The organism is Mycobacterium terramassiliense (assembly GCF_900157385.1).
GTDB classification, from domain to species: domain Bacteria; phylum Actinomycetota; class Actinomycetes; order Mycobacteriales; family Mycobacteriaceae; genus Mycobacterium; species Mycobacterium terramassiliense.
The window spans coordinates 2514628-2536138 of record NZ_LT717701.1 but is presented as its reverse complement, the minus strand read 5'-3'; the positions used below and the strand labels follow the sequence as shown (position 1 = coordinate 2536138).

Genomic DNA, 21511 nt, shown 5'->3' with positions numbered 1-21511 from the left:
TTATGGCTGTGGGACTAAAAGGGATTGCCAGTCCTTGGCGCGCGGATGCGCCAGGTCGGCTTCGGTGTAGCGGCGCCCATCGGGGCCGATGTAGTCACCGGTGGCCGGGTCATACGTCGCGACGGCGAGGGGTGGCGGCGGGGCGGACGCCGGCGCGGTTCCCCGCGGGGGCGGCAGCCGGGGGTCTTGTCCCGGCGGATACATCGGAACGCCCTGCCCGCTGTAGGTGGCGTTGGGGTCTCCCTTCCAGTTGTAGCCGTCGTTGAGGGGCACGTACTCCTCGTCGCTTTCACACAGCTCGATCGTCGGCGCGCGTTTCCACGGCTTTGCCTCACACGGAATGTTGCGCACCCCACGAACATTGAACTCGGAATCCTGCGGCACTCGGCAGAACAGGTCCGCGGCGGGCCGGTCCGGAGCGTCGACGCTGGCCGGCGACCGGCGCTGCGTCGGCGGCAGGTACCCGGTCGTGCACGGCGGCGGCAGGTTGATGTTGAGGTTGAAGTCCAACTGGGCACCCCGATACTCCTGCTTGGTGTTGGAGCTGGGCACCACGATTGCCGCCATGGCCGCGATGCCTTGCGGCAACAGCACCAGCAGTTGTTCGATGTCGTGGCGATACACGACGGCGATGTCGCCGAGGCTCACGAGGTTGGCGAACAGGACCGGGACCGCGGGCGTCACCCGGTCGAATAGCGCGCGACCCTCCTCCAGCCCGGACGTGCCCTGCGTCAACAGGTCTCGCAACGCCGCGTCCTGCGCCTTGAACTGTGCCGTGATCGCGGCGGTTCGATTGGCCCACGTGGCGATCGCGTCCGATGTCTGCACCTGGGACTCGAGCACCGCCGGGGACCGGTCAATCAGGGCGGCGAGCGGGTCGGTGGTCCGGCCGCCGGCAATGGCCAGCGCGGTCGACCCATCGACGATCCGGGACAGCTCCGGTCCGAGGCCGCTGACCGCGCGGTTGGACTCGTCGATCACCGTGCGCAGGTTGTCCCGCGGAATCGCCTGCAGCGCACGGTTGGTCATGTCGAGTAGCTGTCCGATGTCGACGGGCACGTCGACGTGACCCGCGGGAATGACATCGCCGGCGCGCAGCTGCCGGAAGTGTTCCCCATCCTTGCCCGGCGGCGGGGTCAGTTCGATGTACTGTTCGCCGATTGCCGAACGGCTGTGCACCGATGCCTGGACGTCGGCGGGCACCTTGACCCCGGATCTCAGTGCGAGCACCGCCCGCACCCCGGTGGCGGTGACTTCGACCGACTTGACCTTGCCCACATCGGTGCCGCGATAGGTGACGACCGAAGTCTGGTAGAGACCACCCGACCGGGGCAGGTCGACCGCGACGTTGTACTCGCCGATCCCGAACAGCGTCGCGGGCAGTCTCATGAAATTGAATGCCATTGCGCCACAGGACACCACGGTCACCAACGTCAAGATCGACAGCTGGATCCACGTGCGGCGGTTCAGGCGCAGCATTCAGTATCCCCCGAAGTGGTACGGATAGGTCAGGGGGTTGCCGCCTGTGACGGGGCTCGGCTGCATGCCTATCGTGCGTCCCCACTGCAGTTCGAGTTGGGTGAGATTGCCTTCCCACCGGGAGCCGGTGAAAAGCCCTTGGTCGATGCGGCTCAGCGTCAAGTCGACGACCAGGGTGAGGTTGGCGTAGTCGCCGCGGAACCAGTTCCGCGCTGTGGATGCCGGCCACGGATACGCGACCAAGCCGTCCAGGCCCCTGGTGAGCGACGGTCCGGCGTCGGCGAGCGATCGCAGCACGGGTGCGATATTGCGCAGGTTGTTCACCAGAGATTCCTTGCTCTGATGGATGGTGTCGGCCGCGAGCGCGCTGAACTTGCCGAGCTGATCGATGGCATCGGCGATCTTGGTGCGCTCATCGGCCAGCACCGCGAGGGCTTTCGGCACGGTTGTCAACGCCTTGTCGACAACGAAATCTTTGGCGGCGACCTGGCCGGTCAGCGAGTTGAGGTTTTCCGCTGCCGCGATGATGTCGTCGGTCTGGGCGTTGGTGCCGGCGATGAACTGGTCGAGCTGGCTCAGCAGGCTGCGCATGTCGTTTTCGCGACCGGCGAAGGCCTTGGCGAGCGCCTGGGTGATTTCCTGCAGCTGACCAAGTCCCCCGCCGTTGAGCAGGATTGAGACTGATGCCAGGGTCTGCTCGGTGGTCGGATACATGCTCGCGCGCGATAACGAGATCACCGACCCGTTCTGCAGTTCGCCCACGGGCGGCTCGTCCTTGGGCGCCGCGAGTTCGATGTGCATCGAACCGAGCAGGCTGGTCTGCCCGAGCTTGGCGGTCGAATTCGCCGGCAGGTGCACGTCGCCGTTGATGCGCATGGTCACCAGCGCATGCCAGTCTTGGAGTTCGATCTTGGTGACGTTGCCGACGTTGACGTCGTCGACCCGGACCCGGGTGTTCTCCTGGATGGTCACGACGTCGGGCATTTGCGCCTGGATCGTGTAGGAACCCGGTCCTCCGCCGGCGGTACCCGGCAGGGTGAACGAATTCAGGCCCTTCCAACCGCAGCCCGGGAGGGCGACGAGGAACACGCCGGAGCACACCGCGGCTATCGCGCGTCTCACGATGTCCCCGTAGGAAGCATCAGGTCCCGCAGCACTTGTGTCGAGCTGACCGTGCCGTCCGGCGACGGAGGCGCCTCGGGGGGCTGTGGCACCTCGACGGGCGCCGGCGGCGCCGCATCCGGTGGCGGTGTGGCGTCCGGCGCGTAGCCGGGCCGCAACCGGTCCTCGCTGTAAGTGATTTCGTTCGGCCGGGCCTGCGTACCGACGAACGGGTTGAGGCCGAACGGAAGGTAGTTGTAGATGCGGTTTTTGATGATCGGGTTGATGTACTGCAGGCAGAGCTTGGAGACCCGGTCCAGGCGCAGCCGGGAGGCCGCTTCGATCGAGCTGCAGATCCACTGCGGAATGTCGGCGAAGTTGTTCAATGCCATGATGCCGGTCATCGCGCTCTGCGCCGGCTGGTAGATGTTCAGGAAATTCTGGAACACCGTCGGGGCGATGTGCAGGATCTGCTTGATGTCGGCGCGGCTGTCGTTCAGCGCGGTGGTGATGGACCCCAGCCGGTCGAACGTGACGCCCATGGCTTCCCGGTTCTCAGAAAGGAAGTCACGCAGATCCGTCAGGGCCCCGTCGAGGCCCTTCACCGCGTTCGCCACCTCGCCGGGGGTGTTCGACAGCACCGTGGTCACCCTGGCAAGGTTCTGGTTGAACGAGGCCAGCAGGTCGCTGCTGGAGTAGAGCGCCGACACCAGCAGCTGCAGATTGCGCACGGTGCTGAAGATGTCGTCGGCGTGATCACCCAGCGCCGAAATCGCCTCGGACAGCTTGATGACGGTGTCGCGGGCGGTGTCCCCCTGGCCCCGCAGGTTGTCGGCGGCCGAGTTGATGAACTCACCGACCGAGTTCACGCCGCCCGGCGCGGTGGGCTGCAGCGCCTCCGTCAGCTTCTGCAGCTGCGTGCGGAAGTCGTCCCATTCGACGGGAACGGCGGTGCGGCTCAGCGGGATCGACGCGCCGGAGCTCAACTTGGGCCCCCCGGAGTACGCCGGGACGAGCTGGATCGCTCGGGAGGTCACCAGCGAGGGGGAAAGGATCGCCGCGCGGGCATCGGCGGGGACGGCATACTGCTTGTCCACCGAGAAGGTCACCTTGGAGCTGGCGGGCTGCGGCTCGATCTTGTCCACCACCCCCACCGCCACGCCGAGGATCCGAACCTCGTCGCCGACGAACAGGCCGTTGGCCTCCGCGAAATATGCGGTGTAGGTAGTCCTTTCAACCTCTCGGAGCAACTTCGCGCCGACCAGGAACGAGGCCGCGACGAGCGTCGCGACCAGGCTGACGCCGGTGACTGTCTGCAGGGTGCGTCGCCGCCTCACTGTCCACCGGCCTCTGTGGGTGGGGGCTCCGGCAGCGGGCCGGGCGCGGGACCCGGCGAAGGCGGCTGCGACCAGATCGGGCGCGGTGCGTTCTCCGGCGGCACGGGCGGGGTGCCGGTCGGCGGGTCCACCGACTCCGACGGCAGCCCCTGGCCTGGGTCCAGCAGCCGGTCATACATTCGCGCGTCGATCGTCGGCCCGCTGATCTGACCGGGAATCAGGTTCGCCACGTAGGCCTTGAAAAACGGTCCAGAGCCGAGGCATTCGCCGAACGACATCGCGTAGCGCTTGAACTTCGGCAGGGTCTTCTGCAAATCTTCCTTGCGATTGTCCAGGACTTCGAGCACCCCGTTGAGTTTGCCGAGGGCGGGCTTGAGTCGGGTCCGGTTGTCGTCGACCAGCCCCGAGATCTGGTGTGACACCACCGTGAGGTTGTTCATCAACGCGTCGAGGGAATCGCGTTCGTCCAGCAGCGCGGCGAGCAGCGCGTTGGAATCGGCCACCAGGGTGGCGATCTGCTGGCTGCGCTTGCCGAGCACCCCCGAGACCTTGTTGGCGTTTCCCAACAGGTTGCGCAGCTGCGCGTCGCGGTTGTTGAGGGTTTCGGAGAACCGCGCGACGCCTTGCAGCGCGGGTTTGAGATCTGCCGGTGTCTCCTTGAACGTGTTGGCCAAGGTTGTTAGGGCCGAGGACAATTGGGCGGTATCGAGCCCGCTGATCGTCGTGGTCAGGTCGCCCAGCGCGTCGGGAAGATCGTAGGGCGAGTGAGTGCGTTCCAGCGGAATGGGTCCGTTCAGTTTGCCCTCGCCACGCGAGGTGAGTTCGAGCATCTTGCTGCCCAGCACCGTCTCGGTCTTGATCGCGGCCTCCGTGCGGTCGCCCAGTTCGACGGCTTTGCGCACGGTGAAGGCCACCCTGACCTTGGTGCCCTCCAGCCGGATTTCCGATACCCTGCCGACGCCCAAGCCGGAGACGCGCACCGTGCTACCGGTCTTGATCCCGCCGGCCTCGGAGAAATAGGCGGCATAGTCGTTGGTGTCTTTGACGAATGGCAGCTTGTCGTACTGGAAGGCGGCGACGACCACGCAGGTGACGATCGCGGCACCCATGACTCCGACCAGCGCCGGGCTCCGCCTCCCGAGCGGTTTGATGTTGGGCAACCTCATTGCGGCGTGCACCGCCCGCTGGGCTGGCCGAACAGCTTGACGAAGATCGGGTTGCCCCCTTTGCCGTTGAGCTTGAGCAACACCTCGCAGAAGTAGAAGCCGAAGTAATCTCCGTTCAGCCCCTGCCGGGACAGCACCTGGTAGATGTCGGGCAGCTGCTTGAGCAGGTTGTCGACGTAGTCGCGGTCGGACAACACCTGCCCGGACATGCGATCGGTCTCGCGCACTACGTCCTTGATCGGCTGGCGGGCCTGGGCGAGTAGATCCGCGACCGAGCCGGAGGCGGCGTTGATGTAGGCCAGCCCGGTGGAGATGTCGTCCCTGCGCTGCGCCAAGCCATTGACGAACTGGGACAGCTTGTCCAGGCCGTCGGAGAATTCGTGGTCGCGCGCGGCGAAGGTGTGCAGCACCGTGTTCAGATTGTTGATCAGCTCACCGATCAGCTCGCTGCGCCCGGCCAGCGTCGAGGTCAGCACCGAGGTCTGCGCCAGCACCGAGGCGAGGGTGCCGCCCTGGCCCTGGAAAATCCGCAGCAGTTCGCCGGACAAAGCGTTGACCTGATCGGGATCCAGCGCGCGGAACAACGGCCGAAAGCCGCCGATCAAGGCGTCGACGTCCAGGGCGGGTGACGTACGCGCCAGTGGAATCGTCGCGGCCGGCGGCAGCCGGCGTGGTGCACCGGGGCCCTCTTCGAGCGCGAGATAGCGGTCACCGATGAGGTTTTCATAGCGCACAACGGCCTTGGTGCCCTCGGTGAGCCGAACACCGTTGTCCACCGCGAAGTCGACGGTGACCGTGCCGTCCCGATGCAGGGTGAGGTCACCGACCTTGCCGACCTCCACCCCGGCGATGCGCACGAAGTTGCCGGATTTCAGGCCGGAGACGTTCGTGAAGACCGCTCGGTAGCCGGTGCGGTCCTCGAAGCGCAACTGCCCGAACACGGCGATGAGCGTGAACGTGAATACCAGGCAGACCGCCGTGAATATTCCGACGCGCGCAATGATGCCGGATATCTTTCGTCTTCTCATGGCGGCGGCCGCCCCCCGCGATACCAGTAGTGCGGCGGCTCGGGCGGGTTCTTGGTGGTCGGGAACCAGTTGGCCCACCACGGGTTGCCGGCCGCCACGTTGGTGCGGATCTCATCCGGCGCGGCGCCCCAGCCGGTATCGGTCACCAACGCGCGCACCGGGAAGTTCGCGCTCGGGTCGGGCAGCGAGCCGCAGCTGGGCTTGCCGCCCGGGCCTCCCGTGGCGTTGACCTTGGGAAGATGTCGCGGGTACCGGTACGGGTCGTCGCCGAACAGCAGCGCGGCATCGAGGATGACCGAGTAACCGTTGCCGCCCAACGCGTCCCGGCCGCCGTGGTCGACATACCATTGCGCGCCCTGGAACAGGCACGTGTACGTCGGCGAGTACTTGTTCAGCAGGGCGGTGGTCGAATCGAGCAGGTCCAGGGACCGCACGATGTTGGCTTCATTTCTGCCGATGACGTTGATGCCGGTCTGGCTGAAGCCCGCGGCCGACAACAGCAATGAGTCCAGCGCCTGCTGGTTGTCGGTGAGCGTCTTGCTGGTGGTGGCCGCCGAGTCGAGAACCGACAGGATATCCTGCGCCGCGGTGGAGTAGGCGGCCGTCGTCCTACCGAACAGTCGCCAGTCGCGGTGGACGGTTTCCATTCGCGGGTTGACGGTCAGCAGCAGGTTATTCGCATCGGTGATCGCTTGTCCGATCCGTTCGCCCTTGCCCCGCAACGACTCCGAAAAGGCCGACAAGATCGCGTTGAGCTTCGCCGGATCGAGGGCCTTGATCACCGCCTGCAGGTTCTCGAAGACCGTATTGACTTCGACGGTGACATTTCGCGAGTGCAGCACCGCACCGGACTTCAGCGGTGTCAGGCTGGCGTGCTCCGGCACGATGAGATCGACGTACTTGGACCCGAAAGCGGTGGTCGACTTGATCTCGGCCTCGAGGTTGCTGGGCAGGTACTTGAACGGGCCCGGGTCCATCTTCAGCTGCAGCTGAGCCGCTTTCACGTCGGTGCCGATGGAGGCGACCTGGCCGACCTGCACCCCCCGCAGCTTGACCTTGGCGCCCTGTTCCATCACCAGACCCGCCCGATCGGATACAAGCGTGAGCGGGATGAAGTCCTGGAACTTGCCGGAGAATGACGCAGCGGTCAGCGCGATCAGTATTCCGACGACGATGAACAGCGTCGGCGCCCACCATATCGGATCGACCTTGCCGCTGCGCACCCTGTTGTCCGGTCGCGATCCGTGGCCTCCGTGATTGCTCACGTCCTCACCCCGACAGGTTGAAGTTGCCGGACTGACCGTAAATGGACAGCGAAATCATCAGGCAGACAAAGGCGGTGACGATCATCGAGGACCGCACCGAACGACCGACCGCCTCCCCCACGCCGGCGGGACCACCCGTCGCGGTAAAGCCGTAGTAGGTGTGCACGACCATGACGCCCGCGGCCATCGTCAGCGCCGCCAGGAAAGACCAGAAGAGGTCGGTGGGACGCAAGAACGTTGAGAAGTAATGCTCGTAGACGCCACGCGACTGGCCGTAGATGTAGATGGTGCCGAACTTGGCGGCGAAAAACGACATCAGCACGGCGACGGCGTACAGCGGAATGACGACCAGGACGCCGGCGATGATTCGGGTCGAGGAGAGATAGGTGATCGCGCGGATGCCCATGACTTCCAGCGCGTCGATCTCCTCGTTGATGCGCATCGCGCCCAGCTGGGCGGTGGTGCCGGCACCGATTGTGGCGGCCAGCGCCACCCCGGCCGTGCACGGCGCGATCATGCGCACGTTGAAGAACGCCGACAGAAACCCGGTCAGCGCCTCGACCCCGATGTTGGACAACGTGTCATAGCCCTGCACCGCCACCAGTGCGCCGGTCGTCAGGGTCAGGAACCCGATGATGCCCACGGTGCCCCCGATCACCGCCAACGCGCCCGACCCCATGCCCATTTCCGCGATCAGCCGCAGCACCTCTCCGGGGTAGCGCCGCACCGCATCCCCGGTCGCGGCCAACGATTTCCCGTAAAACTCGGTCTGCTCGCCCAGCCTGCGGGTGGCGGCCACCAGCCTGGGTCCAAGTGTCGCGAACCACGTTGGCTCACTTGCCGCTTCGGTCATTTGGCGGTCACCTTGACGCCGAGCGCGGTGACGACGATGTTGATGAAGAACAGGGCCATGAAGGAAAACACCACAGTCTCGTTCACCGCGTTGCCGACTCCGGTGGGGCCACCGCCCACCGACAGGCCCTTGTAGCAGGCGATCAGACCCGCGGACAACCCGAACAGCGTCGCCTTGATGAGCGAGATCACCACCTGCGGTAGCCCGGTGACCAACGTCATCCCCGCGATGAAGGCGCCGGGCGTGACGTGTTGAACGAAGACGACGAAGATGTAGCTGCCCGTTAAGCCGGTGACGGCGACCACCGAGTAGAGCAACAACGCGACGAACGTCGCCGCGATGATCCGCGGAACCACCAGCGCCTTAACCGGATTGACGCCGATCACTTTCATCGCGTCAATCTCCTCGCGAATGGTGCGGGCGCCCAGGTCGGCGCACATCGCGGTCGATCCTGCGCCGGCGACGGCCATGGCGGTGACGACCGGCCCCACCTGGGTCACCGAAGCAAGCGCGGCACCCGCGCCCGACAGATCCCCGGCACCGATCTCGACGAGCAGGATGTTGAGCACGAACACGATGAGCACCGTGTAGGGAATCGACAACATGATCGTCGGAAAGATCGAAACCCGCGCGACGAACCAGATCTGCTCGAGCAGCTCGCGCCACGCCCACGGCCCTCGCACCACAGCAACCAGCGATTCGATGCTGAGGATGAAAAACTGACCCAGGGCGTTCATGGGCCGCGCGACGGTCGTGCCGTTCATGGGGTTTCTTCATTCGCCCGGATCGTCCATGCCTCCATGCGCCTCAATCGGCCCCCGTTTACGTGAAAAGAAAACGTCGTGATTAGCGTCGCCGCAAAGGATTAGCGGCGTCCGTCGCGCACTCCGGCCGCACCGCCTGGCTGCACGTAGAAAACACTCGGGAAGCCTAAGTAATATTCCATTGGGGCCGTAGGGTTGAAATCAAGCAGAGGAAATCTGGCGAACTGAGCCAACACTCGTCCTCTCGGCGAAACGGAGAAAGTGGACCCGCCACAACCGACTTCGTTCCGGAACCGGCAGTTCCCAACCGGCGCAATGCGAAGCGATCGCCCCGGCACGGCGCCCGGGCGGCCGATGACAAGCTGGGCGCCCGGCCCACCGCCGCGGGCGCGACGCCCAAGCCCCTGCGGGTGTGAAAGGCGGGCTACCCGTCGATTGCCTCCTGCGCTGCGTCGGGCGGCCGCGCCTTTTGAGCAAGGCGCCCAAGCCGCGCGCCCACCCCGGCCGAGACTTGCCCCCGCACGCTCCGGCGAGGTGAAAAAGCCTGGGTAGAGGGGCGCAGCGCGGGGTCGGGCAAACCGACGCAATGCACGGATGTCCTATAGTGGGGCCTATGCAACAGGCCACATCGCCGCGCCTCGCCCTTACGCGCCGCCCCGCCGTGGATTCTTGTTGTCGTTGTTGTTGTTGATTCCTGACGGCTTCTGACGTTGAAGACCGGCATCGCGCGTTTGCCCAGGAAGAAAAAGGCCATCGAATTCGTAATTCCGGGTAGCCGACGAGCCCCGTACCAACCCGAACCGACACCGCCTAAGGAAGTTTGATGAGCATCGCCGAGGACGTCACCCAGTTGATCGGCAACACGCCTCTGGTCCGGCTGCGCCGGGTCACCGAAGGCGCCGTCGCCGACGTCGTCGCCAAGCTGGAGTCCTTCAACCCGGCAAACAGCGTGAAGGACCGCATCGGGGTCGCGATGCTGGACGCCGCCGAAGAGGCCGGCCTGATCAAGCCCGACACGATCATCCTCGAGCCGACGAGCGGCAACACCGGAATCGCGCTGGCGATGGTGTGCGCGGCGCGCGGCTACCGGTGCGTTCTGACCATGCCCGACACCATGAGCACCGAACGGCGCATGCTGCTGCGCGCCTACGGCGCCGACCTCGTGCTGACCCCGGGGGCAGAGGGCATGCCGGGCGCGATCGCCAAGGCCGAGGAACTGGCCAAGACCGACCAGCGGTATTTCGTGCCCCAGCAGTTCGAGAACCCGGCCAACCCGGCGATCCACCGCGCGACGACCGCCGAGGAGGTGTGGCGCGACACCGACGGCAAGGTCGACATCTTCGTGGCCGGCGTCGGCACCGGCGGCACCATCACCGGTGTCGCTCAGGTGATCAAGGAGCGCAAGCCGTCGGCGCAGTTCGTCGCGGTGGAACCGGCCGCTTCCCCGGTGCTGTCCGGTGGCCAGAAGGGACCCCACCCCATCCAGGGCATCGGGGCCGGATTCGTCCCGCCGGTGCTGGACATGGACCTTGTCGACGAGGTTGTCGCCGTCGGCAACGAGGAGTCGCTCGCCATGGCGCGGCGGCTGGCCCGCGAGGAGGGATTGCTGTCCGGCATCTCATCCGGGGCGGCCGTGGTGGCGGCCCTGCAGGTCGCCCGCCGGCCCGAGAACGCCGGCAAGCTCGTGGTGGTCGTGCTGCCCAGCTTCGGTGAGCGCTACCTGAGCACGCCCCTGTTCGCCGACCTGGCCGACTGACCATGCTCGCGGCCATACGTCGGGACATTCGGGCGGCCAGGGAACGGGACCCCGCCAAGCCCACCACGCTGGAGGTGGTCCTCGCCTACCCGGGCGTGCACGCGATCTGGAGCCACCGGATCAGCCACTGGCTGTGGCGGCGCGGCGCCAGGGTGTCCGCGCGGACATTGGCGGAATTCACCCGCATCGTCACCGGTGTCGACATCCACCCCGGTGCCGTCCTCGGGCCGGGCCTGTTCATCGACCACGCGACCGGCGTGGTGATCGGGGAAACCGCCGAGGTGGGCGAGGACGTCCACATGTATCACGGCGTCACCCTCGGCGGCAGCGGCGCGGAGACCGGAAAACGCCACCCGACCGTCGGCGACCGGGTGACCATCGGCGCCGGGGCCAAAGTCCTCGGCGCGATCAAGATCGGCGACGACAGCCGGATCGGCGCCAACGCCGTGGTGGTCAAGCCGGTGCCGTCGGGCTCGGTGGTGGTCGGCGTCCCCGGCCAGGTCATTAGCCGCGCCGGACGGGGCACCCCCGACGACTCGATGATGCCCGACCTCGTCGGCGTCAGCCTGCAGTCCCTGCTCACGAGGGTGGCCAAGCTGGAGGCGCAGAACGACGGGCAGCAAAATGGCCGGGTGATCCGGCCCCCCGAGGCCGGGGTGTGGCACGGCGAGGACTTCTCCATCTGAGTTTGCGTGTCGGGCCTTCGGATGTTCTTCAAGGTGCGTTAACCGGAATCGGCGCTACGGTGGCGTGATGAGCGATCCCTGCACGCCGCGGATCCCGGCGGCGCTGGCCGCCCCGAGCCTGAATCGCGGGGTGGGCTTCACCCACGAGCAGCGACGACGGTTGGGGCTCACCGGCAGGCTTCCGTCGGCGGTGCTCACTCGACGAGCAAGCCGACCGGGTGTGGCACCAATTGCAAAGCCTGGCAACGGATCTGGGCCGTAACCTGCTCCTCGAGCAACTGCACTACCGCCACGAGCTGCTGTACTACAAGGTACTCGAGGACCATCTGACCGAGCTGATGCCGGTGGTCTACACGCCCACGGTCGGTGAGGCCATTCAACGCTTCTCCGACGAATACCGCGGGCAGCGTGGGCTTTTCTTGAGCATCGACGAGCCGGACGAGATCGCCGAGGCGTTCCGCACCTGGTTTGGGGCCCGACGATGTCGACCTGATCGTATGTACCGACGCCGAAGCCATTTTGGGGATCGGCGATTGGGGCGTGAGCGGAATCCAAATCGCCGTGGGCAAATTGGCGCTCTACACCGCCGGCGGCGGCATCGATCCCCGCCGTTGCCTGGCGGTGTCACTCGATGTCGGGACCGACAACGAACAGCTGCTGCAGGATCCATTCTATCTCGGCAATCGCCACGCCCGGCGCCGCGGCGAGGAGTACGACGAATTCATCAGGCGCTACATCGAGACCGCGCACCAAATGTTTCCGCACGCGATCCTGCATTTCGAGGACTTCGGGCCGCTCAACGCCCGCCGGATCCTGCACACCTACGGCGACCGCTACTGCGTGTTCAACGACGACGTGCAGGGCACCGGCGCGGTGGTCGTGGCGGCGGTGTACGGCGGGTGTCATGTCACCGGGGTCCCGCTGCGCGACCAGAAGGTGATCGTCTTCGGCGCCGGGACCGCGGGGATCGGCGTGGCCGACCAGATCCGCGACGCGATGATCGCCGACGGCGCCACCGCCGAGCAGGCCGCGTCGCAGATCTGGCCGATCGACAAGCAGGGCCTGCTCTTCGACGACATGGACGACCTGCGCGATTTTCAGGTGCCCTACGCCAAGAACCGCCAACGGCTGGGTGTGGGTGCCGGCGCTCGCGTCGGCCTGGTGGACGCGATCAAGCTGGCGTCACCCACCATTCTGTTGGGCTCGTCGACGGTGTTCGGCGCGTTCGACCAGCAGGTCATCGAGGCGATGACCGCATCCTGCGAGCGGCCGATGATCTTCCCGCTGTCCAACCCCACGTCCCGCATGGAGGCCATGCCGGCCGACGTGCTGCGGTGGTCGGCGGGCAGGGCGCTGATCACCACCGGAACTCCGGTCGCCCCGGTCGATTACGACGGCACCACCTACACCATCGGCCAGGCGAACAACGTGCTGGTGTTCCCCGGGATCGGGCTGGGCATCATCGTCGCCCGGGCCAGGCTGGTCACCCCGGGCATGCTGCAGGCGGCGGCGAGAGCCATTGTGCGCCACGCTAATCCGACCAATGCCAGCGACTCTTTGTTGCCGGATGTGCGGAACCTGCGCGACATTTCCGCGGCGGTCGCCGAGGCGGTCTATCACGCCGCCGTCGACGACGGGGTGGCCACCAGCACCCACCCCGACGTCCGGCAGGCCGTCCTCGACACCATGTGGCGGCCCGTCTACGACTAGGCCCATGGTGGCGACCCGCCTCGCCCGGCACCGCCGCCCTCGCGATCGCCACTGGCCCATGGTGGCGACCCGCCTCGCCCGGCACCGCCGCCCTCGCGATCGCCACTGGCCCATGGTGGCGACCCGCCTCGCCCGGCACCGCCGCCCTCGCGATCGCCACTGGCCCATGGTGGCGACCGCTACCAGGCGCCCGCCGGGTCGTTGGGATGCGCGGTCAGCGGTGTGGTTTCCACGCCCATCCACGGGCGCAGCGGTAGCGATTCCAGGATCGCCTCCATTCCCTCGGCGTCCGGGGCGCGCCAGAGCCCCAGCGCGCGGGGCTCCCCGGGCTTGGGCAGCAGCATCCACAGCCGTTCCAGGTGCCCATGGTCGGCGAGCTCGCGGGCTCGCTCGGCCTCCCGGGACACGGCGTCGCTGACCACGTCCGGCGCGACGCCGCGCGGGACGCCGATGGTGATCGTCGTCAGGAACTCCGCGGCCCCGCCCGGGCCCTGCTCCGCGCGCCCGGCCGGATCGTTCGGGTGAGCGGTCAGCACCGTCGCCCGGTCGGTGCGCCAGATCCGCAGCGGCATCGAGGCGAGCACCTCCTCGAGTTGGTCCTCGTGGTCGGCCGCGAACAGGCCAAGAGTGCGCCATTCGCCGGGCTGCAGCGGCGGTCGCCACAGGCGCAACAGGATGCCGCGCGCGGCCAGCTCGCGGGAACAGGCGGCCTCGCGCGCCCGGACGTCGTCGACGACGTCCGCCGGGGTTCCCTTCGGCACTTGCGTGGTCATGGTGACGAGGAATTCCATGAACCCTCCTATTGAGCTGTGCTCACAGTAAATTCACGGTGCGTCGGGCGCCAGCGGACGCCATGCGGTCGCGGGGAGGTTAAATCCTGCAAGGCGAGTGTGGGCCGGTGGCTGGGTCCGGGCGATGTTGCCGCCCCTGGACGCACACGCAGGGCCCTTGGCTCCCCCGCCTGGACTCGAACCAGGAACCTATCGGTTAACAGCCGAACGCTCTGCCAATTGAGCTACAGGGGATCAACACGATCGCGGGACGACTCTAGCGTACTGGTTTGACCGCGCCCAACTAGCAGGATACGGCGATCGACCGCGCACGCACCCGCCCGAGTGAGGCAGGATGGAGTCATCGATCGTCGGGAGGAACGCTTTGATCCGGTATGTCGTGGTGCTGGGACTGGGTTACGTGCTGGGCTCCAAGGCCGGGCGTCGCCGATACGAGCAGATCGTCGGCACTTATCGCGCCCTGACCAGCAGTCCCATGACCAAGTCGATGATCGAAGGGGGCCGCCGCAAGGTCGCCAACCGGATCTCACCCGATGCCGGATTCGTGACGCTGGCCGAGATCGACGAGCAGACGGCTGTCATGGACCGAGGTGAGGAGCGGCCCGCCGAGCCGGCCCTCACACCGTCAGATCGTCCCCGCTAGCCTGCTCCAAAAGGCTGCGCCGGTAGGCCTCCATGGCGACCAGGTCGCCGAACAGCGCGTGGTACTCGTCGCCCTGCTCGATCGGCGACATGCGCTGCAGCTTGGACTTGACCTCGGCGATCTGCCGGCCCATCCAGACTTCCTGCAGGCGGGCCAGCACCCCGGCGATGTAGCGCGGTAGCTTCTCCTCGTCGACCGCGACGGACTCCACCCCCAGCTCGCTGATCAGCCCCGCGGTCAGCGCCGATGTGGTCCGCTGGCGCACCGCGTCGATCCACTCCCCCCCGGTCAGCCCGGTGGAGGTGCCGCCCGCGCCCTCGATGGCCGCGCGCACAGCCGCGTAGCCGGGATGGGTGAAGCTCTCGACGGGGAGGGTGTCGAACACCGGGCCGGCCAGCGCCGGGTATTGCAGCGCCGACTTGAGCGCCTCCCGCTGCGGCCACAGGATGGGATCGCGCGGGTCGGGACGGGCGGCGGCCTCGGCCGGGGCCGCCGGCTGGCGCTCGGGTCGCCGGGGCCGGTCTGTTCCGGGGCCCGCCCGAACCGGGGACCTGGACTTTTTGGCCTCAGTCCGCACGCGGTCGATGACTTGCGGGACGTCGTCCCAGCCGACCCAGCCGGCGAGCTGGCGGGCGTACTCGTCGCGCAGCGTGGGGTCCTTGATCTGGCTCACCATGGGCACGCACCGGCGCAGCGCGGTGACCCTGCCCTCGGCACTGTCCAGGTCCGTTTCGGCCAGCGTGGTGCGAATGGCGAACTCGAACAACGGCGTTCGCCGCGCGACCAGGTCGCGCAGCGCGGCGTCGCCAGCCTTCAGCCGCAGGTCACAGGGGTCCATGCCATCCGGTGCGACGGCGACGAAGGACTGTCCGGCCAGGTTCTGCTCGCCGCCGAACGCCTTGATCGCGGCGGCGCGACCGGCCGCGTCGCCGTCGAAGACGTAGATCAGCTCGCCGCGAAAGAAGCTGTCGTCCATCATCAGCCTGCGCAGCATGGCCAGGTGCTCGTCGCCGAACGCGGTGCCGCACGAGGCGACGGCGGTGGTGACCCCGGCCAGGTGCATCGCCATCACGTCGGTGTAGCCCTCGACGACGACGGCCTGGTGGCCCTTGGCGATGTCGCGCTTGGCCAGGTCGATGCCGAACATCACCGCCGACTTCTTGTACAGCAGGGTCTCGGGCGTGTTGATGTACTTCGCTTCCATCGGGTCGTCGTCGAACAGCCGGCGGGCCCCGAACCCGATCACCTCGCCCGCCGACGTGCGGATGGGCCACAACAGGCGCCGGTGGAAGCGGTCCATCGGGCCGCGGCGCCCCTCCCGGGACAGGCCGGCCGCCTCCAGCTCCTTGAACTCGAAACCCTTGCGCTGCAGGTGTTTGGTCAGCGAGTCCCACCCGGAGGGGGCGAACCCGCAGCCGAAGTGGCGGGCCGCCGCGGCGTCGAAGTTCCGCTCCTCCAGGTAGCGGCGGGCCGGCGCCGCCTCGTCGGACTCCAGCGCCGCCGCGTAGAACTCGGCCGCGGCCGCGTTGGCCGCGACGAGGCGGCTGCGGCTGCCGCGGTCGCGCTGCACGCTGGTGGCCGGGCCGGTGTAGCTGATGGTGTGGCCCACCCGGTCGGCGAGCAGTTCGACCGCCTCGACGAAGCTGACGTGCTCGATCTTCTGGACGAACGCGTACACGTCGCCGCCCTCGCCGCAGCCGAAGCAGTGGAAGTGGCCGTGGTTGGGGCGGACGTGGAAGGACGGCGATTTCTCGTTGTGGAAGGGGCACAGGCCCTTCAGCGAATCGGCGCCGGCGCGGCGCAACTGCACGTAGTCGCCGACGACGTCCTCGATGCGGGCCCGTTCGCGGATGGCGGCGATATCGCGATCAGAGATCCGGCCGGCCATCGGCCCAGTGTAGGACGCCGGCTGCGTCAGCTCGCCCCGATGACCCCACACGCGATCCGATCCATCGCGCCGTCGGTGTTTTGCGCGCCGTGGATCATCAGGGCGGTCTTGTCGCCCGCCAGCAGCTGGTCTTTGGTGAACGCGTCGGTGGTGGTCACCAGATACGCCGAACCGTCCTGGCGGACCTCGAGCATGGTCAGGTCGCCGCTCTCGGGCATCCCGGTGTGCCCGGGAGCCTGGAAGTGCCCGCCGGCGGACAGGAAGTTTCCGGGCGGGCCCCCGGTCGGGGCAACCGAGTTGGGCTCACACTTGCCGACCGCGTGCACGTGCATGTCGTGGAAGCCGGGCGCCAGGATCCCGGCGGCGACGGTCTTGACCGTCACGGTGGCATAGCCGTTGCTGAAATCGAAGGTGGCCGTGGCGACTTCCTTCCCGTCGGCCGTTTTCAGGTTCGCGGTGAGCGTTCCCGCGGCGGGCGCCGGGCTCGACGCCGTCGATGTGCCCGGGGAAGCGCTCTGGACCGGGGGCGTGGTGCCGGTCTGGCTGGTCGCGTGCTGGGGCGAACTGCAGGCCGTCACGGCCACGACGGGCAGCGACAGCAGAACGGCGGCGGCGAGTTTGGTCATGACGGAAGCCTAACGCTTTGCCGTCGTCGGGCTCGTATCGATGCGCTCCAGCCGGCCCTCGGTGTAGGAGGCGATCTGGTCGACGACGACCCGCAGCCGGGCCCGGTCGTCGGCCGCGGTGGTGAACGCCGCGGCGTACACGGGGTCGAGCGTTCCGGGCGCCCCGGCGTACAGCCAGTGCGCCACCCGGTGCACGCGTTCGCGCTGCCGGGCTTGGGTTTCCAGGTGCCGGGGGTCGGACATGATGAACTGCAGCGCCAGTATTTTCAGCAGGGCGACCTCGGCGCGCACCAGGTCGGGCACCGCCAGGTCGGCGCGGTAGCGCACCAACGGCCCGGGGCCGGCGACCGCGCGGGTGGTCGCGATGGCGGCCGAGGCGAACCTGCCCACCAATTCACTGGTCAGGCGCTTGAGCGCGACCGACGCCGCCAGCGTGGCGTCGTACTTGCCGACCGCGGCGACCACGGGCAGGCCCGACAGCCGGCGCGCGGCGGCCATGAAGTCGTCGGCGCTGACCCGCGAGAATTCGCTCTCCCCCAGCTTGGCCAGCGCGGCCGCCTCGTCGTCGTCGGCGAGCACCCGCAGGTCGATGCGTTGGGAGACCACGCCGTCCTCGACGTCGTGCACCGAATAGGCGACGTCGTCGGCCCAGTCCATGACCTGGGCTTCCAGGCACGTCCGGTGCGCCGGTGCGCCGGCACGAACCCAGGCCGCCGGCTCGCGGTCCTCGTCGTAGAAGCCGAACTTGCGTCTGCCCATGCCCCGTCCCTCATCGCGGGTCCACGGGTATTTGGTGACCGCGTCCAGCGCGGCCCGAGTGAGGTTCAGCCCCGCGCTGTTTCCTTGCTCGTCAAGCACTTTGGGCTCGAGGCTGGTGAGGATCCGAAAATTCTGCGCGTTGCCCTCGAAGCCGCCGTGGGCGGCCGCGAACTCGTCGAGCGCGCGCTCGCCGTTGTGCCCGTAGGGCGGATGGCCGATGTCGTGGGCCAGGCCGGCGAGCTCCACGAGATCGAGGTCGCAGCCCAGCCCCACCGCCATTCCGCGCCCGATCTGGGCGACCTCCAGGGAGTGCGTCAACCGGGTGCGCGGGGTGTCGCCTTCCCGCGGCCCGACCACCTGCGTCTTGTCGGCCAGGCGGCGCAGCGCGGCGCTGTGCAGGACCCGGGCCCGGTCGCGGGCGAAGTCGGTGCGGTGCTGGCCTTCCGTGCCCGGCAGACCCGCAGTTTTCGGCGCTTCGCGCACCGGCCGCTGGCGGTCGAAGTCGTCGTATGGGTCTTGCTGTCGCGTGGTCACCTGTTAATCACCGAAGCACAGTCTGCCAGGGAAGCCGGGCTACATTGACCTATGCGCACTGCTCGCCTGCTCGGCGTGATGCTGGCGGTCCTCGCGGGTCTGTGCGGGGCACTCCTGCTGGCGCCGCCGGGCGGCGCGCAACCGCCGTTTCCCCTGCCGGATCAGGTCACCGACAGCGCGAAGGTTTTGTCGGATTCCGGCCGCGCCGCGGTGACGTCGGCCACCGACAAGCTGTACGCCGATCGCCACATCCGACTATGGGTGGTCTACGTCGACAACTTCTCGGGGCAGAACGCGGAGGACTGGGCACGGCGCACGAGGAGCGTCAGCGAGCTCGGCGACTACGACGCGCTGCTGGCCGTGGCCACCACGGGCCGGGCGTACGCGTTCTTCGTCCCGTCCGCGATCAAGAGCGTCAAGGCCGGCCAAGTTGACCAGTTGCGCCGCAACAGGATTGAACCCGCCCTGCACAACGGCGACTTCAGCGGTGCCGCGATCGCCGCGGCCAGCGGGCTCGACACCGCGCCACCGTCGTCGGGCCGCGTCTACCTGCTGGTCGCGTTGCTTGCCATCGCCGTTGCCGTCGCGGCCCTGCTGGTGGTGATGCGCTATCGCCGTCGCCGGCGGCGCGCCGCCGCGCTGGCCGCGGCGCGGCGCGTCGACCCCACCGACGCCACCGCGCTGGCCGCCGTGCCGCTGGAGGCCCTCGACGAGCTGTCGCGCTCGATGGTGGTCGACGTCGACAACGCGGTGCGCACCAGCGCCAACGAGCTGGCCCTGGCGATCGACGAGTTCGGCGACCAGCGCACCCAACCGTTTACCGAAGCGGTCAATAACGCCAAAGCGGCGTTGTCGCAAGCCTTTACCGTTCGTCACCAGCTTGACGACGGCACGCCCGAGACGCCCGTGCAACGCCGCGAACTGCTGACCCGGGTGATCGTCTCGGCGGCACGCGCCGACCGCGAACTCGAATCACAGACGGAGGCATTCGAAAAGCTGCGGGATCTGGTGCTCAACGCCCCGTCGCGGCTGGACGCGCTGACCGAACAGTACGTCGCACTCACCAGCCGCATCGACCCCGCCGAACGCCGGCTGGCCGAGTTGCGCGCCGAATTCGACGCTACGGCACTGACTTCGGTGTCCGGCAACGTCGCAGGCACCAAGGAGCGGCTGGCGTTCGCCGACCGCAACATTACTACCGCCCGTGATCTGGCCGGCCGCGTCGAAATCGGGAAGCAGACGGGATTGGTGGATGCCTACCACGCCGCCGAATCGGCGCTCGGGCAAGCCCGAGCGCTGCTGGATGCGATCGACAACGCCGCCACGGACATCAGGCACGCCATCGCGGCGTTGCCGACGGTCGTCGACGACATCCGCGCGGCCGTCAAGCGCGCCGACGACCAGCTGAAGAACGTGCCGAGCGCGGCGTCGGGTCATACGGCCGAGCTGACGGCGGCCCGCGACGCGGCGACCGGGGCGTTGGACTATTCGCGCAGCACCGGCGGCTCCGCCGATCCCCTCGGCGCATTCGCCCGGCTGACCAAGGCCGGCGCCGACCTCGATCGCGTCCTGGACGCCGTGGCCCAGGAGCAGGCCGACGCCGAACGGCTCAACCGGTCGTTCGAGCAGGCGCTGTTCACCGCCCAGGCGCGGGTGCGCGGCGTCTCCGAATACATCGACACCCGCCGGGGCAGCATCGGCGCCGAGGCCCGGACCCGGCTCGCCGAAGCCGGACGACACCTGCAGGCCGCGCAGGACAAGAGGGCGACCAACCTGGCCGAGGCGATCGCGCACGCCAACGCGGCGTCGACGCTGGCCGCTCAGGCGCAGGCCCTGGCGAATGCCGACGTGCAGCAGGCCCAGCGCGTCTACGCCGGCCGCGGCGGCGGCGACAGCGGCGCCATGATCGGCGGGATCATCATCGGCAACGTGCTCAGCGGAGCGATGCGCGGGGGGTTCGGCGGCTGGAGCCCCACCTCGTTCGGCTCGTCCGGCTCATCCGGCGGCGGCCTGATGGGCGGCGGCGGCCGGTTCTGATCACTAGAGACAAACCGAGTACAAACCGACCCCCGGGCACCCAGTGCCCGGGGGTCGGTGTTGCACTACTCAACGGTGACGGCGGCGCGCCGCCGTCAGCCGGTCTCCGCTAGGCCCAGCTGGACCCGACGGCGCTGTCGGTGCTGGCCATGTTGCTGCCGGCGCTTTGCACCTTCTGGCCGTGGGAGTTGGCCTGCTCGTAGATCACCTGGAAGTTGCGACCCAACTGGGTGATGAACTCCTGGCAAGCCACCGAACCCGAGCCGCCCCAGAAGTCACCAGCGGCCAGCACATCGCGAACGATGGCCTGGTGCTCGGCCTCCAACGACGCCGCCTGGGCGCGAATCGTCGCGCCGTGGGCGTCGACGTCGCCAAATTGGTAATTGATGGTCATGTTTACGTCCTTTCAAGTCGTGAAAAGTCTTAGGCGACAGCGCCGTTGGGCTAGCTGCCGAGGATTTGCTGGGAAGCCTGCTCTTGCTGCTCGTAGTTGTTGGCGTCGCGGATCAGCCCGTCACGCACACCGTGCAGCATGTTCACGATGTTGCGGAAGGCCTGATTCATCTGACCCATGGTGTCGTAGGAGGTCGCCTGCGCCTGGCCACTCCAGCCGGCACCGGCGATGTTCATCGACGACGCCCACATCTTGCGAGCCTCGTCCTCAACGGTCTGCGCGTGGACCTCAAAACGGCCCGCCATCGCCCGCATCTCGTGCGGGTCGGTCATAAAACGTGTTGCCATGTTGCCTTTCTCCTTCTGGATTTAACTTCCTGGATTTCTCATACAGGTTGGTCTTGGATCACGCGTGAAACCTCAGCCCGCCGCCGGCGAGGTCGGTACCACGCTGGTAGTACGCGGCATGTCGAAGCGAGGTTCCGCCTCGGCTTGCCACTCACTCCATTCGGCCCACTCGTTCCACTCGTCCATGCCGTCGCCGGTCGCCTCCGGGTTGAGCCCGTCGGCCGCCTGCGCGGTTGCATCGGCGCCTTCTTCCGGCTCCGGTGCCCAATGGTCGTAGTCGTCCGGGGGAACAGCCACCCCCCACTTCAGCGGAACCGATAAGCCGCCGAGCATCCCCGACTCGCCTC

At 67.7% G+C, this 21511-nt stretch carries 20 protein-coding genes, 1 tRNA gene and 1 pseudogene; 5 read left to right on the top strand and 17 right to left on the bottom strand.

Annotation, left to right across the window (positions count from 1 at the left end):
- Genes MTAB308_RS26580 through MTAB308_RS26545 form a run of 8 tightly spaced genes read right to left on the bottom strand, consistent with a single transcriptional unit; the run spans nucleotide 1 to nucleotide 8993 of the window.
- A complete protein-coding gene (locus tag MTAB308_RS26580) occupies nucleotides 1-1479 on the bottom strand; it encodes an MCE family protein (protein ID WP_077103632.1) in 1479 nt (492 codons plus the stop codon).
- On the bottom strand, nucleotides 1480-2601 hold the full coding sequence (locus MTAB308_RS26575) for an MCE family protein (RefSeq protein WP_077103630.1): 1122 nt from the start codon (nucleotides 2599-2601) through the stop codon (nucleotides 1480-1482).
- Nucleotides 2598-3917, bottom strand: coding sequence for a virulence factor Mce family protein (locus MTAB308_RS26570; protein ID WP_077103628.1), 1320 nt, complete (start codon nucleotides 3915-3917; stop codon nucleotides 2598-2600). Before MTAB308_RS26570 ends, MTAB308_RS26575 begins: the two co-directional genes overlap by 4 nt.
- Entirely contained in the window at nucleotides 3914-5083 is a 1170-nt protein-coding gene (locus MTAB308_RS26565; RefSeq protein ID WP_157901018.1) for an MCE family protein, read from the bottom strand. The genes MTAB308_RS26570 and MTAB308_RS26565 overlap by 4 nt, the downstream gene beginning before the upstream one ends.
- Nucleotides 5080-6111: an MCE family protein gene (locus tag MTAB308_RS26560; RefSeq protein WP_077103626.1), complete on the bottom strand. Its 1032-nt coding sequence runs from the start codon at nucleotides 6109-6111 to the stop codon at nucleotides 5080-5082. The genes MTAB308_RS26565 and MTAB308_RS26560 overlap by 4 nt, the downstream gene beginning before the upstream one ends.
- On the bottom strand, nucleotides 6108-7376 hold the full coding sequence (locus tag MTAB308_RS26555; RefSeq protein WP_077103624.1) for an MCE family protein: 1269 nt from the start codon (nucleotides 7374-7376) through the stop codon (nucleotides 6108-6110). Before MTAB308_RS26555 ends, MTAB308_RS26560 begins: the two co-directional genes overlap by 4 nt.
- A 4-nt stretch (nucleotides 7377-7380) precedes the next feature.
- On the bottom strand, nucleotides 7381-8229 hold the full coding sequence (locus tag MTAB308_RS26550) for an ABC transporter permease (protein WP_077103622.1): 849 nt from the start codon (nucleotides 8227-8229) through the stop codon (nucleotides 7381-7383).
- On the bottom strand, nucleotides 8226-8993 hold the full coding sequence (locus MTAB308_RS26545) for an MlaE family ABC transporter permease (protein ID WP_077103620.1): 768 nt from the start codon (nucleotides 8991-8993) through the stop codon (nucleotides 8226-8228). The genes MTAB308_RS26550 and MTAB308_RS26545 overlap by 4 nt, the downstream gene beginning before the upstream one ends.
- An 823-nt stretch (nucleotides 8994-9816) precedes the next feature.
- On the opposite strand from MTAB308_RS26545, the gene cysK reads away from it, so the two are divergent.
- A complete protein-coding gene (gene cysK, locus MTAB308_RS26540; RefSeq protein WP_077103618.1) occupies nucleotides 9817-10749 on the top strand; it encodes a cysteine synthase A in 933 nt (310 codons plus the stop codon).
- A gap of 2 nt (nucleotides 10750-10751) precedes the next feature.
- On the top strand, nucleotides 10752-11435 hold the full coding sequence (cysE, locus tag MTAB308_RS26535; RefSeq protein ID WP_077103616.1) for a serine O-acetyltransferase: 684 nt from the start codon (nucleotides 10752-10754) through the stop codon (nucleotides 11433-11435).
- 54 nt (nucleotides 11436-11489) lie between these two features.
- On the opposite strand, the gene MTAB308_RS30040 is transcribed toward cysE, so the two are convergent.
- A complete protein-coding gene (locus MTAB308_RS30040; RefSeq protein WP_245831581.1) occupies nucleotides 11490-11633 on the bottom strand; it encodes a hypothetical protein in 144 nt (47 codons plus the stop codon).
- Here MTAB308_RS30040 and MTAB308_RS26530 point away from each other — a divergent pair.
- A pseudogene (locus MTAB308_RS26530) lies at nucleotides 11566-13145 on the top strand (NAD-dependent malic enzyme). The gene MTAB308_RS30040 and the pseudogene MTAB308_RS26530 sit on opposite strands and share 68 nt — an antisense overlap.
- Nucleotides 13146-13324: 179 nt before the next feature.
- Here the strand turns inward: MTAB308_RS26530 and MTAB308_RS26520 are convergent.
- Together MTAB308_RS26520 and MTAB308_RS26515 are read right to left on the bottom strand one after the other, a co-directional pair.
- Nucleotides 13325-13936: a muconolactone Delta-isomerase family protein gene (locus MTAB308_RS26520; protein ID WP_077103614.1), complete on the bottom strand. Its 612-nt coding sequence runs from the start codon at nucleotides 13934-13936 to the stop codon at nucleotides 13325-13327.
- A gap of 158 nt (nucleotides 13937-14094) precedes the next feature.
- Nucleotides 14095-14170 (bottom strand) — tRNA-Asn (locus MTAB308_RS26515).
- A 130-nt stretch (nucleotides 14171-14300) separates the two neighbouring features.
- On the opposite strand from MTAB308_RS26515, the gene MTAB308_RS26510 reads away from it, so the two are divergent.
- Nucleotides 14301-14579: a hypothetical protein gene (locus MTAB308_RS26510; protein WP_077104836.1), complete on the top strand. Its 279-nt coding sequence runs from the start codon at nucleotides 14301-14303 to the stop codon at nucleotides 14577-14579.
- Here the strand turns inward: MTAB308_RS26510 and dnaG are convergent.
- Genes dnaG through MTAB308_RS26495 form a run of 3 tightly spaced genes read right to left on the bottom strand, consistent with a single transcriptional unit; the run spans nucleotide 14554 to nucleotide 18386 of the window.
- Nucleotides 14554-16467 (bottom strand): DNA primase, encoded by a 1914-nt coding sequence (dnaG, locus tag MTAB308_RS26505; protein ID WP_077104834.1) that lies wholly within the window; start codon nucleotides 16465-16467, stop codon nucleotides 14554-14556. The genes MTAB308_RS26510 and dnaG overlap by 26 nt on opposite strands.
- A gap of 26 nt (nucleotides 16468-16493) precedes the next feature.
- Nucleotides 16494-17093 (bottom strand): superoxide dismutase[Cu-Zn], encoded by a 600-nt coding sequence (sodC, locus tag MTAB308_RS26500; protein WP_077103612.1) that lies wholly within the window; start codon nucleotides 17091-17093, stop codon nucleotides 16494-16496.
- Nucleotides 17094-17102: 9 nt separating this feature from the next.
- Nucleotides 17103-18386: a deoxyguanosinetriphosphate triphosphohydrolase gene (locus MTAB308_RS26495; protein WP_077103610.1), complete on the bottom strand. Its 1284-nt coding sequence runs from the start codon at nucleotides 18384-18386 to the stop codon at nucleotides 17103-17105.
- 51 nt (nucleotides 18387-18437) lie between these two features.
- Between MTAB308_RS26495 and MTAB308_RS26490 the strand changes: the two genes are divergently transcribed.
- On the top strand, nucleotides 18438-20423 hold the full coding sequence (locus tag MTAB308_RS26490) for a TPM domain-containing protein (protein WP_077103608.1): 1986 nt from the start codon (nucleotides 18438-18440) through the stop codon (nucleotides 20421-20423).
- A gap of 109 nt (nucleotides 20424-20532) precedes the next feature.
- On the opposite strand, the gene MTAB308_RS26485 is transcribed toward MTAB308_RS26490, so the two are convergent.
- The 3 genes from MTAB308_RS26485 to MTAB308_RS30515 form a co-directional block, all read right to left on the bottom strand.
- Nucleotides 20533-20817: a WXG100 family type VII secretion target gene (locus MTAB308_RS26485; RefSeq protein ID WP_077103603.1), complete on the bottom strand. Its 285-nt coding sequence runs from the start codon at nucleotides 20815-20817 to the stop codon at nucleotides 20533-20535.
- 50 nt (nucleotides 20818-20867) lie between these two features.
- Nucleotides 20868-21164, bottom strand: coding sequence for a WXG100 family type VII secretion target (locus MTAB308_RS26480; RefSeq protein WP_066914021.1), 297 nt, complete (start codon nucleotides 21162-21164; stop codon nucleotides 20868-20870).
- A gap of 72 nt (nucleotides 21165-21236) precedes the next feature.
- Nucleotides 21237-21497, bottom strand: a complete 261-nt coding sequence (locus MTAB308_RS30515) for a hypothetical protein (RefSeq protein ID WP_077104833.1) — start codon at nucleotides 21495-21497, stop codon at nucleotides 21237-21239.
- Nucleotides 21498-21511: the final 14 nt, after the last annotated feature.

Coding starts and splice junctions, on each gene's coding strand:
- MTAB308_RS26580 (WP_077103632.1), bottom strand. CDS start 1,479: ATGCTGCGCCTGAACCGCCGCACGTGGATCCAGCTGTCGATCTTGACG.
- MTAB308_RS26565 (WP_157901018.1), bottom strand. CDS start 5,083: ATGAGGTTGCCCAACATCAAACCGCTCGGGAGGCGGAGCCCGGCGCTG.
- MTAB308_RS26560 (WP_077103626.1), bottom strand. CDS start 6,111: ATGAGAAGACGAAAGATATCCGGCATCATTGCGCGCGTCGGAATATTC.
- MTAB308_RS26550 (WP_077103622.1), bottom strand. CDS start 8,229: ATGACCGAAGCGGCAAGTGAGCCAACGTGGTTCGCGACACTTGGACCC.
- MTAB308_RS26545 (WP_077103620.1), bottom strand. CDS start 8,993: ATGAACGGCACGACCGTCGCGCGGCCCATGAACGCCCTGGGTCAGTTT.
- cysK (WP_077103618.1), top strand. CDS start 9,817: ATGAGCATCGCCGAGGACGTCACCCAGTTGATCGGCAACACGCCTCTG.
- cysE (WP_077103616.1), top strand. CDS start 10,752: ATGCTCGCGGCCATACGTCGGGACATTCGGGCGGCCAGGGAACGGGAC.
- MTAB308_RS26520 (WP_077103614.1), bottom strand. CDS start 13,936: ATGGAATTCCTCGTCACCATGACCACGCAAGTGCCGAAGGGAACCCCG.
- dnaG (WP_077104834.1), bottom strand. CDS start 16,467: ATGGCCGGCCGGATCTCTGATCGCGATATCGCCGCCATCCGCGAACGG.
- sodC (WP_077103612.1), bottom strand. CDS start 17,093: ATGACCAAACTCGCCGCCGCCGTTCTGCTGTCGCTGCCCGTCGTGGCC.
- MTAB308_RS26490 (WP_077103608.1), top strand. CDS start 18,438: ATGCGCACTGCTCGCCTGCTCGGCGTGATGCTGGCGGTCCTCGCGGGT.
- MTAB308_RS26485 (WP_077103603.1), bottom strand. CDS start 20,817: ATGACCATCAATTACCAATTTGGCGACGTCGACGCCCACGGCGCGACG.
- MTAB308_RS26480 (WP_066914021.1), bottom strand. CDS start 21,164: ATGGCAACACGTTTTATGACCGACCCGCACGAGATGCGGGCGATGGCG.
- MTAB308_RS30515 (WP_077104833.1), bottom strand. CDS start 21,497: ATGCTCGGCGGCTTATCGGTTCCGCTGAAGTGGGGGGTGGCTGTTCCC.